The following is a 13,101-nucleotide window of genomic DNA, read 5'->3' as shown; positions in this document are numbered from 1 at the left end:
CGATGCCATGTTTTCACATGTTTGCGTGGGCGTCGGCGATACGGCGCGCGCCTACGATTTCTACGCGCCGCTGTTCGCCGAACTCGGGCTGCGCCTGAAATTCCGCGAACCGGACGGCTGGTCGGGCTGGATGCCGGCCGATGCGGAGCGGCCGCTGTTCTTCTTCGGCAGGCCGCTCGATGGCCGGCCGCCCGAACCGGGCAATGGCCACACGATCGCGTTCGATGCGCCGACCCGTGCCCACGTCGACCGCTGTCACGCGCTCGCGCTGCGGCAGGGCGGAGCCTGCGAAGGACCGCCGGGCCTGCGGCCGCACTATCACCGCGACTACTACGGCGCCTATTTCCGCGACCCGGACGGCAACAAGCTGTGCGTGGTCTGCCATCGTCGCGAGTGACGCACGATTGTCAGGATTGTATCGATCATTGGCCGGATAGTGGTGATGGCGACCCTGCGTCGACCGTACGCTGACAGCACATCACGACACGCTTCAGCGAGGAGACGACGATGCAACTGACGATTGACGATCTGCCGGCCGCGATCCGCGCGGCCAAACGGGCGCTGCGCGCCGACTTGCCCGGTTATGCGGCCACGTTCCGCGAGCTGGAAGGCGACATCGCGCGGCAGGTCGACGCGATCCGCCGCGCGCACGCGCATGGCCGCGACGTGATTCCGGTCGTGCCGTTCGCGGATATCGCGGGCGGAAAGGTCGATCCGCGGGCGATTGCCGCGATCCGTACGCATGGCGCGGTCGTGATCCGCGGCGTGTTCGATGCGCGGCAGGCGCGCGACTGGAACGACGAGATCGGCGCGTATCTGGACGCGAACCGTTTCGCCGACCGGTTGCACGCGCGCGCGGAAGACCGCTATTTCGGCAACCTCGCGTCGGGCAAGCCGCAGATCTACGGCGTTTATTGGTCGAAGCCGCAGGTCGCTGCGCGCCAGTCGCCGGCGCTCACGCAGGCGCGAGTGTTCCTGAATCGCCTGTGGCGGCATGCGGACGGCGCACGTACGCATTTCGATCCCGACCGGGTGCCCGCCTATGCGGACCGGATTCGCCGCCGGCCGCCCGGCTCGACGTCACTCGGGCTGTCGCCGCATGTCGACGGCGGCTCCGTCGAGCGCTGGCTCGGCGCGAATTTTCGCCACGTCTATCGCCACGTGCTGGCCGGCCGCTGGCGCGATTACGATCCGTTCGACGCAGCGTTCCGTCCCGACGTCGAGGAGATTCCGTCGCCGGCCGTGTGCTCGATGTTCCGCACGTTCCAGGGCTGGACCGCGCTGACGCCGCAGGGGCCCGGCGACGGCACGCTGCAGCTGATCCCGGTCGCGAACGCGATGGCCTATGTCGTGCTGCGTGCGCTGCAGGACGACGTCGCCGACGACGACCTGTGCGGCGCGCGTCCCGGCCGCGCGCTGTCGATCCGGCCCGAATGGCATGCGCTGCTGCTCGACGCGCTGGTGCCGATCCCGCACATGGCGCCGGGCGACGCGGTGTTCTGGCACGGCGACGTCGTGCATGCGGTCGAGGATGCGCATCGCGGCAGCGGCGACAGCAACGTGATGTACATCGCCGCCGCGCCTGGCTGCGCGAAAAACGACGCGTACCTGCAACGGCAGCGTACCGCGTTCCTGCGGGGCGACAGCCCGCCCGATTTCCCGGCCGATCATTTCGAGGTCGAGTTCGACGGGCGCGCGGGGGAGGGCGAGCTGACGGCGCTCGGCCGTGCGCAGATGGGATTCGAGCCCGGCGCGTGACGCGCGGGCGGCAGGCGAAACGGCCGTGCGCGAGACGGCGAGCGGGCCGTCTGCCGAATCCGCTGCGCGGTGCGCGCAATTCGACGCAATCGGCTGTCGGTGCCGCCGAAATCGACGCGAATTGCGCAATTTGGCTTCCGATAATGGTCCGGACATCACGCCGCTGGCCCGTGCGCCGCACGGACGCGGCGCAGACCATGGAGGAGTCGATGCAATTCACGCAAGCGATCGTTCGCCGTCCCGCGCCGTCCTGCGGCGCGGGTCTCACCACCGCCGCGCTCGGCGCGCCCGACTACGACAAGACGCTCACGCAGTTCCACGCGTACTGCGACGCGCTGCGCGGGCTCGGCGTCGAGCTGACCGAACTGCCGCCGCTGGATGCGTTTCCCGATGCGCACTTCGTCGAGGACGTCGCCGTCGTCACGCCGGAATTCGCGGTGATCACGCGCCCCGGCGCGCCCGCCCGGCGCGGCGAGACGGTTCATGTCGAAGCGGCGCTCGCCGCCCATCGCGACCTGCTGCCGATGCAGTCCGGCCGCCTCGACGGCGGCGACGTGATGCAGGTCGGCAAGCGCTTCTTCATCGGCCTGACGAGCCGCACCGACGCGGAAGGCATCGCCGCGTTCGACGCGCTGGTGTCGCGCCATGGCTACTCGGTCGTCGCGGTGCCGGTCGGCGTCGGCCTGCACCTGAAATCGGTCGTCAACGCGCTCGGCGACGACACGCTGCTCGTCACGGAAGCGCTCGCCGCGCATCCGGCGTTCGCCGGCTATCGTCGGATCGCGATCGCGGCCGAGGACGAATACGCGGGCAACACGCTGCGCGTGAACGGCACGCTGATCACGCCGGCCGGTTATCCGCGCGTGCATGACGCGATCGCGTCGCTCGGCATGCCGCTGCACGTGATCGACACGAGCGAGTTCCGCAAGATGGACGGCGGCCTGACTTGCCTGTCGCTGCGGTTCTAGCCGATTGGCGCGCGAGCGCTTCGGCCGGATAATGTGGCCCCGCGCGGAACGGCAGACGTTCCGCGCATGAGCCACGACCCGACCGGAGCGAACGCGGATGACCGACAAGAAGATGCAGCTCGACAAGATCGATCTCCGGATCCTCGACATCCTGCGTACCGACGGGCGAATTTCCTACCGCAAGCTGTCGGAACGCGTGAACCTCACGCCGCGCCCCTGCCAGGCGCGCGTGGAGCGGCTCGAGGCGCTCGGCGTGATCGAAGGGTACCGCGCGGTGATCAACGCGCCGCGCGCGACCAAGCCGATCGTCGTGATCGCGCAGATCGTGCTGGCCGATCATGGGCGTTCGCAGGCGCCGTTCGAGGAGGAAATGCGCGCGAATCCGGCCGTGCTCGATTGCTGGCTCGTCAGCGGCACGTTCGATTTTCTCGTGCGGCTCGCGTGCGAGGATCTCGACGAATACCGGCGAATCGCGAACGCGTGGCTGGAAAGTCCGCGGTTCCGGATCGAGAAGATCGTGACGACGGCCGAACTGCAGGCGATCAAGCGCAGCGTCGTGTGACGCGACCGGCCCGGCGGGGCCGTTTTCAACGCGAATGACCGAGTCGATCGATTTGCATTCCAAATCAAAATGGATTGGCCTGGCCACAATCAGGATGAACACTATGGATGCTATGCAAGCGGCAGCGGAGACGGCCGCGCCGTCCGGGGCGACGCTGAAGCGCCGTCTGCAGGGCCGCCACATCGCGATGATCGCGATCGGCGGTTCGATCGGCACGGGGCTGTTCGTCGCGTCGGGCGCGTCCGTCGCGCAGGCGGGGCCGGGCGGCGCGATCGCCGCGTATCTCGCGATCGGGATCATGGTCTACTTTGTCGTCACGGGGCTTGGCGAGATGGCCGCGCTGATGCCGGTATCGGGCTCGTTCGCGATCTACGGCGAGAAGTACGTCGACGAAGGTTTCGGCGTCGCGCTCGGCTGGACTTACTGGTACAGCTGGGCGGTGACGATCGCGATCGAGCTGGTCGCCGCGCAGATCGTGATGCGCTACTGGTTTCCGGCGGTGCCGGGCGTGTGGTGGGGCGCGGGGTTCCTCGTGCTGATCTTCCTGCTCAATACGCTGTCGGTGCGTGGCTTCGGCGAATCGGAATACTGGTTCTCGCTGATCAAGGTCGTCACCGTGATCGCGTTCATCGCGGCCGGGCTGTTGATCGCGGCCGGCGTGCTCGGCAGCGGGCATACCGGCACCGGGCATACCGGCGCCGGCCATCCGGTCGGCTGGCGCAACTTCACGACCGGCGACGCGCCGTTCGTCGGCGGCGTGCACGCGATGATGAGCGTCGCGCTGATCGCCGGTTTTTCGTTCCTCGGCACCGAGCTGGTCGGCATCGCGGCCGGCGAATCGGAAAACCCGCGCACGACGATTCCGCGCGCGGTGAAGCAGATCTTCTGGCGGATCATGCTGTTCTACGTGCTCGCGATCTTCGTGATCGGCCTGCTCGTGCCGTACACCGATCCGAACCTGCTGAAGAGCGACGTGACCGACATCGGCGTGAGCCCGTTCACGCTGGTGTTCAGCCACGCGGGGTTCGCGCTCGCCGCCGGCGCGATGAATCTGGTGATCCTGACGGCCGTGCTGTCGGCCGGCAATTCCGGCACCTACGCGGCGACGCGGATGCTGTACAACCTCGCATCGGAAGGGCGCGCGCCGGCCATGTTCGCGACGCTGTCGCCGGGCGGCGTGCCGCGCAACGCGCTGTACGCGACGATGGCCGTCGGCGGGCTGTGTTTCCTCACGTCGTTGACCAACAACCAGCGCATCTATCTGTGGCTGCTGAATACGGTCGGCATCACCGGCTTCATCGCGTGGCTCGGCATCGCGGTCTGCCATTACCGGTTCCGCAAGGGGTTCCTGAAGCAGGGCTATCGGCTCGATCAACTGCCGTATCGCGCGAAATGGTTTCCGTTCGGGCCGCTGTTCGCGATCGCGGTCTGCATCGTGATTTCGCTCGGCCAGGATTACCAGGCGTTCTTCGCGGCGCGCATCGACTGGATGGAGGTGGTGTCGATCTATGTGTGGATTCCGCTGTTCGTCGCGATCTGGTGGGCGTATCGCCGCGCGCGCAAGAGCCGGCTCGTGCGCTACGAGGAGATGGACATCGGGCCGTGGCTCACGCGTTCGGTCGAGGCCGTCGACGCGGCGGCCGCGCAGCATGGGCAGCCGCACTGATCTCCCGCCGCGCCGCGCGGCGATGGAGCCGGCCGAATCGGATGGCCGGCTGCCGTTGAAACGCGTCGCGCCGTCCCGCGCGTTCAGTGTGTCTGCTGCAATTGCGCCTTCATGAAATCCACCCACGCGCGCACTTTCTGCGGCACGTGCCGCGTCGCGACGTACAACGCGTAGACGTTTTGCCGCGGAAAGCGGTATGCGGGCAGCGCGTCGACCAGCGCGCCGCTGGCGAGATCGTCGCGCACGAGCCATTCGGGCAGCAGCGCGACGCCGCTGCCCTGGCGCGCCAGTTCGCACAGCACCGACGCGTTGTCGACGACGATGCGCGGTTTCGCGTGCGGCCGGAACGCATGCTCGTTGCCCGCGCGATCTGTGAGCGTCCATTCCGCGATTCGTTCGAGCCGACTGTGGCCGAGCTGCGGCAGGCGCGCCAAAGCGTCCGGCGACGCCGGTTGCGGAACGCCGGTGCGCGCCGGCAGGTCGGGCGCCATCACGGGCAGCACGTCGTACGTGCCGAGGCAGACGCCGCGATACGGCAGGTCGCGAAAGTGCTCGTGGCGGCCGAGCCGGATCGCGACGTCGAAGCGGTCGCGCACGAGATCCGCCTGGGACGTATGCGTTTCGAGCCGGACGCGCAACGCCGGATGCCGCGCGGTAAATGCATGCAGCGCCGGGGCGAGGATGCGTGCCGCATATTCGACCGTCGATGTCACGCGCAGGATGCCCTCCATCCCGCCATGTTCGCCGCGCACCTCGTCGATTGCGCCTTCGGCTTCGTCGAGCACGCGTAGGCAGCGTCGGTAGAACCGCTCGCCGGCATCGGTCAGCTCGACGCGCCGCGTGGTGCGCGTGAGCAGCGTCACGCCGAGCTCGGCTTCGAGCTGCTTGATGTTGAAGCTGACGGCCGCGCGTGCCTGGTTCAGCGCGGTCGCGGCGGCCGTGAACGAGCCCGCCTCGACCACGGCGCGGAAGACGACGAAACGATCGAGGCTCACCATGGTCGGGGTGCGGGTCCTGTGGGCGTATGGAATCGACCGAAGGGTACCCGAATGTGCGGTCGTGTGCGATGCGTCGCGCATTGCAGCGTGGCCGCACACGATCCGATTGTCAAAATTTTTCGACCGGACCGGTCGCATCCGGCCGCTTACCGGCCCGGCTGCCGGCCTCTACACTGCGGCGTTTCGTGATGCCCCGGCCGCCGCCATGCCCGACCGCTCCAGAATCGCCGCCGTCTATCTGCTCGGATTCGCGATCGATCTCGCGAACATGTTCATGCTGAACGCCGCGTATCCGGCGCTGCAGCGTGAATTGCACGCATCGGTCGCGCAGCTCGCGTGGGTCGGCAACATGTACGTGCTCGGGCTGACCGTCGTGATTCCGTTCGGCACGTGGCTGGCGCGTCGCTGCGGCGAGCGGCGCGTGTTCGGCGCGTCGTTGCTGCTGTTCGGGCTCGGCAGTGCGGGCGTCGGCGCGGCGCCGTCGATCGACGCGCTGCTCGTGTGGCGGCTGGTCCAGGGGCTGGGCGGCGGGCTGCTGATTCCGGTCGGCCAGACGATCGCCTATCGCGCGTATCCGCCGCACGCCCACGCGCGGCTCACGTCGATCGTGATGATGGTCGCATTGCTCGTGCCGGCATTGTCGCCCGCGATCGGCGGCGCGATCGTCGATCGCGGATCGTGGCGTGCGATCTTCTTCGCCATGGTGCCGATTGCGGCTGCGACCGGTGCGCTCGCGCTGGCATGGCTGCCGCGCGACGGCGCACGCGAGCGTCCTCCGCGGCTCGACTGGCGCGGGCTCGGCCTGAGCGCGGCGGCGCTGGTCGCGTTGCTGCTGGGGCTCACCGCGGCGGGGCAGTCCGGCGCAACGGCATTTCCGTGCGCGATGCTGGCGGCCGCGGCGGCAGCCGGCATCGGTTATGTGCGACACGCGCGCCGTGCAGCCTCTCCGCTGCTCGACCTGCGTCTGCTCGCGCAACCGTGGTTGCGGACGGGCGTGGTGGTTTATCTCTGCGTGCCGGGCGTTTTTACCGGTGTCAATCTCGTCGCGTCGCTGTACCTGCAGAACGCCCTCGCATTGAGCGCCGCGCATGTCGGCGCGCTGATGCTGCCGTGGGCGATCGCGGCGTTCTTCGCGATCGCGACGACACGTCGCTGTTTTCCGCGCCACGGCGCGAAGCCATTGTTCGCGTGCGGAATCACGATCGATTGTGTCGGCATCGCGCTGCTCGCGACGCCGTGGGCGCGCGTCGAAGCCCTGCGCGTCGCGGCGTTCGTCGCGATGGGATTCGGCGCCAGCCTGTGCACGAGTGCGTCGCAAAGCGCGGCATTCGCCGATGTGCCGCCCGATCGGATGGGCGATGCGAGCGCGCTCTGGAACATCAATCGCCAATTGAGCTTTTGTGTCGGCGTGGCCGTGCTCGGCAGCGCGCTGAATGCGTTGCTGGCCCTCGATGCAGGCCCGTCGTCGCCGGCCCCGTACCGCTGGTGCTTCGGGCTGGCGGTGCTGCTGACGTTGCTGCCGCTCGGCTGCGTCGTGCGGCTTCCCGCGCATCGCACGCCGGCCGTGCAAGCCGTTTCATCCCGCCCTGAGAACCTGAGAACCTGAGAACCTGAGAACCTGAGAACCTGAGAGACCCATGAATCTGCCGAATCCGTTTTTCAATGAAGTCGTCGACACGCACGTCGACATCGAACGCTGGTTGTCGGGCCGTGCGGAGCACGGGCGGCTCGCGATGCTGATGGCGCGTTTTTCGCCGGGATTTTCGATGATCACGACGTCGGGCACGGTGCTCGACTACGCGGGCGTCGATGCGCTGTTTTCACGCGGGCACGGCGCGCGGCCCGGGCTCGTGATCGGCATCGACGAATTGCGTGCCCTTGCGGTGTGGTCCGACGGCGCGGTGATCGGCTATCGCGAGACGCAGACCGACATGGACGGGCGGCGCACGGTGCGACGCTCGACGGCGTTGTTCCGGCGCGAAGCGGATGGCGTGATCGTATGGCGCCACCTGCACGAGACGCCGGTCGCCGCGTAGACGGCGAGCTGCGCGCCCGCGGGGCCGTTACTTGTCGAGCTCGGGATAGTGCCGGAAGATCCCCATGTCGTTGAACGGGATGCGGCGCTCCGATTCCAGGTAGCGCGCGACGGGCGGGTGCTGCGCGACGCGATCGTGCAGCGCGACGAGCGCCGCGATCTTGCGCTCCGCGCGCTTCATCGCTTTCGGAAACGCATAGCGCAACCCCTCGATCAGCTGGAACATCGTCAGATCCGCATAGCTGAGCGCGTTACCCGCGATATAGCCGTTCTCGTGCGGATTCTGTTCGAGCAAGCGATCGCAGTAGCCGAGGAATTTCGGCAGCCGGTTCTCGAGGAAATCGGCCGCGCGCTCGGCCGCTTCCGCTTTCTGATCCTCGTAGTACAGGCCGCTGCCGATCGGATGGTGCGTGTCGTGGATCTCGGTGATGAAATCGGCGGCGGTCAGCTGGATCTGGTGGACCCACAGCCGGCCGGCTTCGTCGTCGGGCGCGAGCCCGAGCCGCGCGCCGAGAAACAGCAGGATGTTCGCGGTCTGCCCGACGACCACGTCGCCCGCCTTCAGGAACGGCGGCGCGAACGGCACGCATTCCGCTTTCGTGCTGTCCATCATGCGCATCATCGCCGACACGCCCATGCCGCGCCCCGATTCGCGCGCGACGTCGACATAGTCGGCTTCGGCCGCTTCGAGCGCGAGCCGCACGTATTCGCCGCGTCCCTGGATCTCGGGCCAGTAATAGAGTTCGTATCGCATGCTGTTCTCCTGTTCGTTGCACCGGATGCTGCCGGCTGCTTGACGGTGGGGCGGCCATGCGGCGCCCGCTGCGAATAGACAGTCTAGGAGATCGCCGGAAAAGTGCCGTGTGCGTCGTGCGTCACGCGCCGCGTTCGCGGTCTTCGGCGCCGCAAAAGAACGAGAACACCCATGTCGAGAAATCGTCGGTGAAACAGGAGAAGCGATGCCCGGCGTGCGCGTGCACGAACAGCGCGTCGCCGATCACGACGTCGCATTCGCTTCCGTCGACGACGAAGCGCGACGTGCCGGCGGCGATCACGTCAACCTCGCCGCGCGTATGCGGCATCTACCCGTCCTCGATACGCGGCCGGTACCGCACGGCTCGCGCGTGCCGGGCCGAAACGGCGTCGTGAACAGCGTGCCTTCTTCATCGAGCCGAGCAAGCGATTCGTTCAGGCCGAACGCCATCGTCGCGTGCTCCGGATCGGATCGTGGGAACGCGCGTTGCGCCCTCGTATCGCGAAATCCGGAGAGGGCCGTGCGACGCGCGACGATGCCCGCGCGTCGCGTGCTCGCCACCGGTGAAACGGCGGCTGCGTTCGCTCGCCACGGATGAAACGTACGCGTCCGTCGATGAAACGGCATGACGATCGTCAGCCTTCGATCGACAGGTTCACCGCCATTTAATAAACGCCCACTACGATCCAGCATCGTCGATCGACGGGGTGCCGCGATCCGATCCGCGCGTCGATCCTGTCGCCCGCTTTCCAGCCGTGCGACGTGCCCGATGGTCATTTCCCTGAACCCGCGATTTGCAACGCCGCGACTTGCTGCCGGCGTCGTTCGCATCGTTTCCTGTCTGTTATGAATCTGAACACGCCGGCTTCTTCACGAAGAAAATTTCTTGCTGTCGCGCCCGCCATCGCGGCAGCACCGCTGCTGAGCGCATGCGGTGGCGACGACGTCACGTCGGCACCCGTTACCGATGGCGTACTCGCCGCGCAGATGTCCGCGAAGCTGAATGCGCAGCTCGGCGATCGCGCAACGGCCGACGCGATGCTGCCGGCGCTGACCGACGTCGGCTTCACGTGGGCGCTGCCGACAATTCCGGCCGCGCAGATCGGCGCGATCGTCGCGTACAGCTTCGGCAACCGGCCGAACGCGCAGAGCGGCAACACGTCGAGCACGGGCGGCAATCAATCCGCGCTGCCCGATCCGGGGCCCGTGAACGAAGCGCTGGCCGATGCCGTCTACCGCATTCGCCAGCTCAAGCCCGTCAAGGTCTACGCGCAATGGGAAATCGCGCGCTTTCTCGTGTCGAAGTACGGGATGGGCGCCGACGTGCTGACTTCGATCGAACCGACGATCGCGAGCGACGGCTCGATCGTGTATCTGAGCACGGCCGGCGTCGCGGCCGTGGCCGTGCAGCGCGCAGGCGGCGCGGCTGCGATGGGCAACGTCGCGGTGGTCGGCCATCGCGATCACGCGAAGCGCTGCATCCAGACGTCGCAGCAGGCGGGCATGAAGGCGGCGGCGGTCGCCGAGGTAACGCTGCCGACCTTGTACGACCCGCAGTCGGGCCAGCCGTGGACGCGCAACCGCAGCCTCTACCTCGTGCACGACATGTATGCGCAGCTGCTTGGCCGCGCCGTCGCCGCGACGATGCAGGCGTTTCCGAAGGGCTGACGCCTTCCGCTTTCCCACCCGAATCCGATGACCATGACGACCCGCCGCCATTTTCTGACTTCCACTTCGTTGTTCGCCGCATCGTGCGCCGCCGCTGCACCCGCGTTTGCGGCCGATGCTCCCGTTTCGGATGCCGAACTGCAGCGCCAGATGCTCGGCAAGCTGACGAAGGAGCTGAACGATTCCGCAGTAGCCGCCGACGAGACCGGTTACTTGTTCGACACGTTTTTCTCGTGGACGCCGCCCACCGTCGATGCTGCCGCCGTCAACACGATCGCTGCGTTCAGCTTCGGCGGCCGCGCGGCGGGATCCGGCGCCGCGCCGGTGCCGGGTCCGGTGAACGAGGCGATCGCCGACGCCGTGTTCGCGTTCCGGCAGAAGGCTGCCGTGCCGATCTACGCGCAGCAGGAGGTCGCGAGCGTGCTCGCGTCGAAATACGGTCTGACGGCCGGCGTAACGTCGATCGCAACGCCGGCCGCGAGCGCCGGCAACCCGATACCGACGCCCGACGGCGTCGCCGCCGCGATCGTCAAGCAGGCCGGCTCCGCCGCCGCGCTCGGCAAGGTCGGCGTGATCACCCATGCGGATCAGGCGTCGATCGCCGTCCGCGTGTCGAAGGCGGCGGGGATGCAGGCTGCAGTGCCGGCCGGCGTGATGCTGCCGGCGCTGTACGACACGGCCGCGCAGTCGCCGGCAATGCGGCGCCGCGACCTTTACCTGCTGAACAACGCAGGCGTGCAACTCGGCATGCTGCGGCTCGACCTGATCAACCGCGAATATCCGAACGGTTGACGCGGCCGGCAGGGGGCGGCGCGCGCCGGCGGGCGCTGCCGGTGGCAATGCGCGGCCGTTCGCCACGGCCGCGCAGCAGAGACGGCAGCGCAGCGGCAGCACGCCCGGGTGTCCCGCGCCCCATTTGCCGGGTAATGCCGATACAGGTATTGGCACTACCAGCCAAACCACTGTTTTTAATGGGTTTTTTCGCGTCCGGCCTGCGCCGTGGCGCGTTGTGCGTGGCATAATCGACCGCATCCGCAAGGCTTGTAGTCACAACGACCCCGCATACCCATGGCACAGACGCTCTACGACAAACTGTGGAACACCCACGTGGTCCACACCGAGGAAGACGGCACGACCCTGCTCTACATCGACCGTCAGCTGCTGCATGAAGTCACGAGCCCGCAGGCATTCGAAGGGCTGAAGATCGCGCAGCGTCCGGTGTGGCGCATCAGCGCGAACCTGGCCGTGTCGGACCACAACGTGCCGACGACGGACCGCAGCCACGGCATCGCCGATCCCGTCTCGAAGCTGCAGGTCGACACGCTCGACGCGAACTGCGACGCCTTCGGCATCACGCAATTCAAGATGAACGACGTGCGCCAGGGCATCGTCCACATCATCGGGCCGGAGCAGGGCGCGACGCTGCCGGGCATGACGATCGTGTGCGGCGATTCGCATACGTCGACGCACGGCGCGTTCGGCGCGCTCGCGCACGGCATCGGCACGTCGGAAGTCGAGCACGTGCTCGCGACGCAAACGCTCCTGCAGAAGAAGAGCAAGAACATGCTCGTGAAGGTCGAGGGCGCCCTGCCGCGCGGCTGTACCGCGAAGGACATCGTGCTCGCGATCATCGGCAAGATCGGCACCGCGGGCGGCACGGGCTATGCGATCGAATTCGGCGGCTCGACCATTCGCGCGCTGACGATGGAAGGCCGCATGACCGTCTGCAACATGGCGATCGAGGCCGGCGCGCGCGCGGGCATGGTCGCCGTCGACGATACGACGATCGATTACCTGAAGGGCCGTCCGTTCGTGCCGACCGGCGCGGAATGGGATCAGGCCGTCGAATACTGGCGCCAGTTCAAGTCGGACGAAGGCGCGCAGTTCGACCGCGTGGTCGAGCTGAACGCGGCCGAAATCGTCCCGCAGGTCACGTGGGGCACGTCGCCGGAAATGGTCACGTCGATCGACGGTCGCGTGCCCGATCCCGAGCGCGAAAAGGATCCGGTCAAGCGCGACGCGATGGAGCGCGCACTGGCCTACATGGCGCTCGAACCGAACACGCCGATCGAATCGATCAAGGTCGACAAGATCTTCATCGGCTCGTGCACGAACGCGCGGATCGAGGACATCCGCGCGGCGGCGTACGTCGTGAAGAAGCTGAACCGCCGCGTCGCACCGAACGTGCGGCTCGCGATGGTCGTGCCGGGCTCGGGCCTCGTGAAGGCGCAGGCCGAGCGCGAAGGGCTCGACAAGGTGTTCACCGATGCGGGCTTCGAATGGCGCGAGCCGGGCTGCTCGATGTGCCTCGCGATGAACGCCGACCGGCTCGAGCCGGGCGAACGCTGCGCGTCGACGTCGAACCGCAACTTCGAAGGGCGGCAGGGCGCGGGCGGTCGCACGCATCTCGTGAGCCCTGCGATGGCGGCGGCCGCGGCGATCGAAGGTCACTTCGTCGACATTCGCCAGCTGGGGTAACGCATGACGGCATCGAAGCTCATCGCGCGGCTGGTTGCCGCGCTGGCGCTTGCGGGGCTGGGCGTCGGCCTGGCCGGTTGCAATACCGTCCGAGGCTTCGGCGAGGACGTCCATGCCGCCGGCAACGCGCTGCAGCGCGCCGCGGACTGACGCCACCCGAGAATTTGTCGATGGGCGCCGGCCGCGTGCCGGCCCTTCAACCGGATAGACGGAT

The 13,101-nt window shown here is 67.7% G+C and carries 14 protein-coding genes; 11 read left to right on the top strand and 3 right to left on the bottom strand.

Features of this window, described 5'->3' with window-relative positions:
- Positions 1-7 precede the first annotated feature (7 nt).
- From WT53_RS22615 to WT53_RS22595, 5 genes are all read left to right on the top strand, one after another.
- Positions 8-397: a VOC family protein gene (locus WT53_RS22615; RefSeq protein WP_060261620.1), complete on the top strand. Its 390-nt coding sequence runs from the start codon at positions 8-10 to the stop codon at positions 395-397.
- Positions 398-507: 110 nt separating this feature from the next.
- On the top strand, positions 508-1,758 hold the full coding sequence (locus WT53_RS22610) for a DUF1479 domain-containing protein (protein ID WP_059783999.1): 1,251 nt from the start codon (positions 508-510) through the stop codon (positions 1,756-1,758).
- Positions 1,759-1,967: 209 nt separating this feature from the next.
- On the top strand, positions 1,968-2,726 hold the full coding sequence (locus tag WT53_RS22605; protein ID WP_060262124.1) for a dimethylarginine dimethylaminohydrolase family protein: 759 nt from the start codon (positions 1,968-1,970) through the stop codon (positions 2,724-2,726).
- 97 nt (positions 2,727-2,823) lie between these two features.
- Positions 2,824-3,288 carry an Lrp/AsnC family transcriptional regulator gene (locus tag WT53_RS22600; RefSeq protein WP_034205181.1) on the top strand — a complete coding sequence of 155 codons (465 nt, stop codon included), beginning with the start codon at positions 2,824-2,826 and terminating at the stop codon, positions 3,286-3,288.
- Positions 3,289-3,391: 103 nt separating this feature from the next.
- On the top strand, positions 3,392-4,954 hold the full coding sequence (locus tag WT53_RS22595) for an amino acid permease (protein WP_060261618.1): 1,563 nt from the start codon (positions 3,392-3,394) through the stop codon (positions 4,952-4,954).
- 83 nt (positions 4,955-5,037) lie between these two features.
- Here WT53_RS22595 and WT53_RS22590 read toward each other — a convergent pair whose 3' ends face one another.
- Positions 5,038-5,952, bottom strand: coding sequence for a LysR family transcriptional regulator (locus tag WT53_RS22590; protein ID WP_059783994.1), 915 nt, complete (start codon positions 5,950-5,952; stop codon positions 5,038-5,040).
- 205 nt (positions 5,953-6,157) lie between these two features.
- Between WT53_RS22590 and WT53_RS22585 the strand changes: the two genes are divergently transcribed.
- Complete coding sequence (locus WT53_RS22585) at positions 6,158-7,558, top strand: MFS transporter (protein WP_060261614.1); 1,401 nt, start codon at positions 6,158-6,160, stop codon at positions 7,556-7,558.
- Positions 7,559-7,589: 31 nt separating this feature from the next.
- On the top strand, positions 7,590-7,988 hold the full coding sequence (locus tag WT53_RS22580; protein WP_034205178.1) for a hypothetical protein: 399 nt from the start codon (positions 7,590-7,592) through the stop codon (positions 7,986-7,988).
- 27 nt (positions 7,989-8,015) lie between these two features.
- On the opposite strand, the gene WT53_RS22575 is transcribed toward WT53_RS22580, so the two are convergent.
- Together WT53_RS22575 and WT53_RS34205 are read right to left on the bottom strand one after the other, a co-directional pair.
- Positions 8,016-8,741 (bottom strand): glutathione S-transferase, encoded by a 726-nt coding sequence (locus WT53_RS22575; RefSeq protein WP_034205177.1) that lies wholly within the window; start codon positions 8,739-8,741, stop codon positions 8,016-8,018.
- Positions 8,742-8,862: 121 nt separating this feature from the next.
- Entirely contained in the window at positions 8,863-9,069 is a 207-nt protein-coding gene (locus tag WT53_RS34205; RefSeq protein WP_230624803.1) for a hypothetical protein, read from the bottom strand.
- A gap of 518 nt (positions 9,070-9,587) precedes the next feature.
- Here WT53_RS34205 and WT53_RS22565 point away from each other — a divergent pair.
- The 4 genes from WT53_RS22565 to WT53_RS22550 all read left to right on the top strand — a co-directional run bounded on the left by WT53_RS22565 (position 9,588) and on the right by WT53_RS22550 (position 13,037).
- On the top strand, positions 9,588-10,409 hold the full coding sequence (locus tag WT53_RS22565; protein ID WP_034205176.1) for a hypothetical protein: 822 nt from the start codon (positions 9,588-9,590) through the stop codon (positions 10,407-10,409).
- Positions 10,410-10,442: 33 nt separating this feature from the next.
- Complete coding sequence (locus WT53_RS22560) at positions 10,443-11,201, top strand: hypothetical protein (protein ID WP_034205175.1); 759 nt, start codon at positions 10,443-10,445, stop codon at positions 11,199-11,201.
- A gap of 276 nt (positions 11,202-11,477) precedes the next feature.
- A complete protein-coding gene (gene leuC, locus WT53_RS22555) occupies positions 11,478-12,887 on the top strand; it encodes a 3-isopropylmalate dehydratase large subunit (RefSeq protein ID WP_034205174.1) in 1,410 nt (469 codons plus the stop codon).
- A 3-nt stretch (positions 12,888-12,890) separates the two neighbouring features.
- Entirely contained in the window at positions 12,891-13,037 is a 147-nt protein-coding gene (locus tag WT53_RS22550) for an entericidin A/B family lipoprotein (protein WP_034205173.1), read from the top strand.
- Positions 13,038-13,101: the final 64 nt, after the last annotated feature.

The organism is Burkholderia sp. MSMB2157WGS (genome assembly GCF_001532755.1).
Taxonomy (GTDB): domain Bacteria; phylum Pseudomonadota; class Gammaproteobacteria; order Burkholderiales; family Burkholderiaceae; genus Burkholderia.
The sequence above is the reverse complement of the archived record's forward strand: the minus strand, read 5'-3'. Positions and strand labels throughout refer to the sequence as shown.

Coding starts and splice junctions, on each gene's coding strand:
- WT53_RS22615 (WP_060261620.1), top strand. CDS start 8: ATGTTTTCACATGTTTGCGTGGGCGTCGGCGATACGGCGCGCGCCTAC.
- WT53_RS22610 (WP_059783999.1), top strand. CDS start 508: ATGCAACTGACGATTGACGATCTGCCGGCCGCGATCCGCGCGGCCAAA.
- WT53_RS22605 (WP_060262124.1), top strand. CDS start 1,968: ATGCAATTCACGCAAGCGATCGTTCGCCGTCCCGCGCCGTCCTGCGGC.
- WT53_RS22600 (WP_034205181.1), top strand. CDS start 2,824: ATGACCGACAAGAAGATGCAGCTCGACAAGATCGATCTCCGGATCCTC.
- WT53_RS22595 (WP_060261618.1), top strand. CDS start 3,392: ATGGATGCTATGCAAGCGGCAGCGGAGACGGCCGCGCCGTCCGGGGCG.
- WT53_RS22590 (WP_059783994.1), bottom strand. CDS start 5,952: ATGGTGAGCCTCGATCGTTTCGTCGTCTTCCGCGCCGTGGTCGAGGCG.
- WT53_RS22585 (WP_060261614.1), top strand. CDS start 6,158: ATGCCCGACCGCTCCAGAATCGCCGCCGTCTATCTGCTCGGATTCGCG.
- WT53_RS22580 (WP_034205178.1), top strand. CDS start 7,590: ATGAATCTGCCGAATCCGTTTTTCAATGAAGTCGTCGACACGCACGTC.
- WT53_RS22575 (WP_034205177.1), bottom strand. CDS start 8,741: ATGCGATACGAACTCTATTACTGGCCCGAGATCCAGGGACGCGGCGAA.
- WT53_RS34205 (WP_230624803.1), bottom strand. CDS start 9,069: ATGCCGCATACGCGCGGCGAGGTTGACGTGATCGCCGCCGGCACGTCG.
- WT53_RS22565 (WP_034205176.1), top strand. CDS start 9,588: ATGAATCTGAACACGCCGGCTTCTTCACGAAGAAAATTTCTTGCTGTC.
- WT53_RS22560 (WP_034205175.1), top strand. CDS start 10,443: ATGACGACCCGCCGCCATTTTCTGACTTCCACTTCGTTGTTCGCCGCA.
- leuC (WP_034205174.1), top strand. CDS start 11,478: ATGGCACAGACGCTCTACGACAAACTGTGGAACACCCACGTGGTCCAC.
- WT53_RS22550 (WP_034205173.1), top strand. CDS start 12,891: ATGACGGCATCGAAGCTCATCGCGCGGCTGGTTGCCGCGCTGGCGCTT.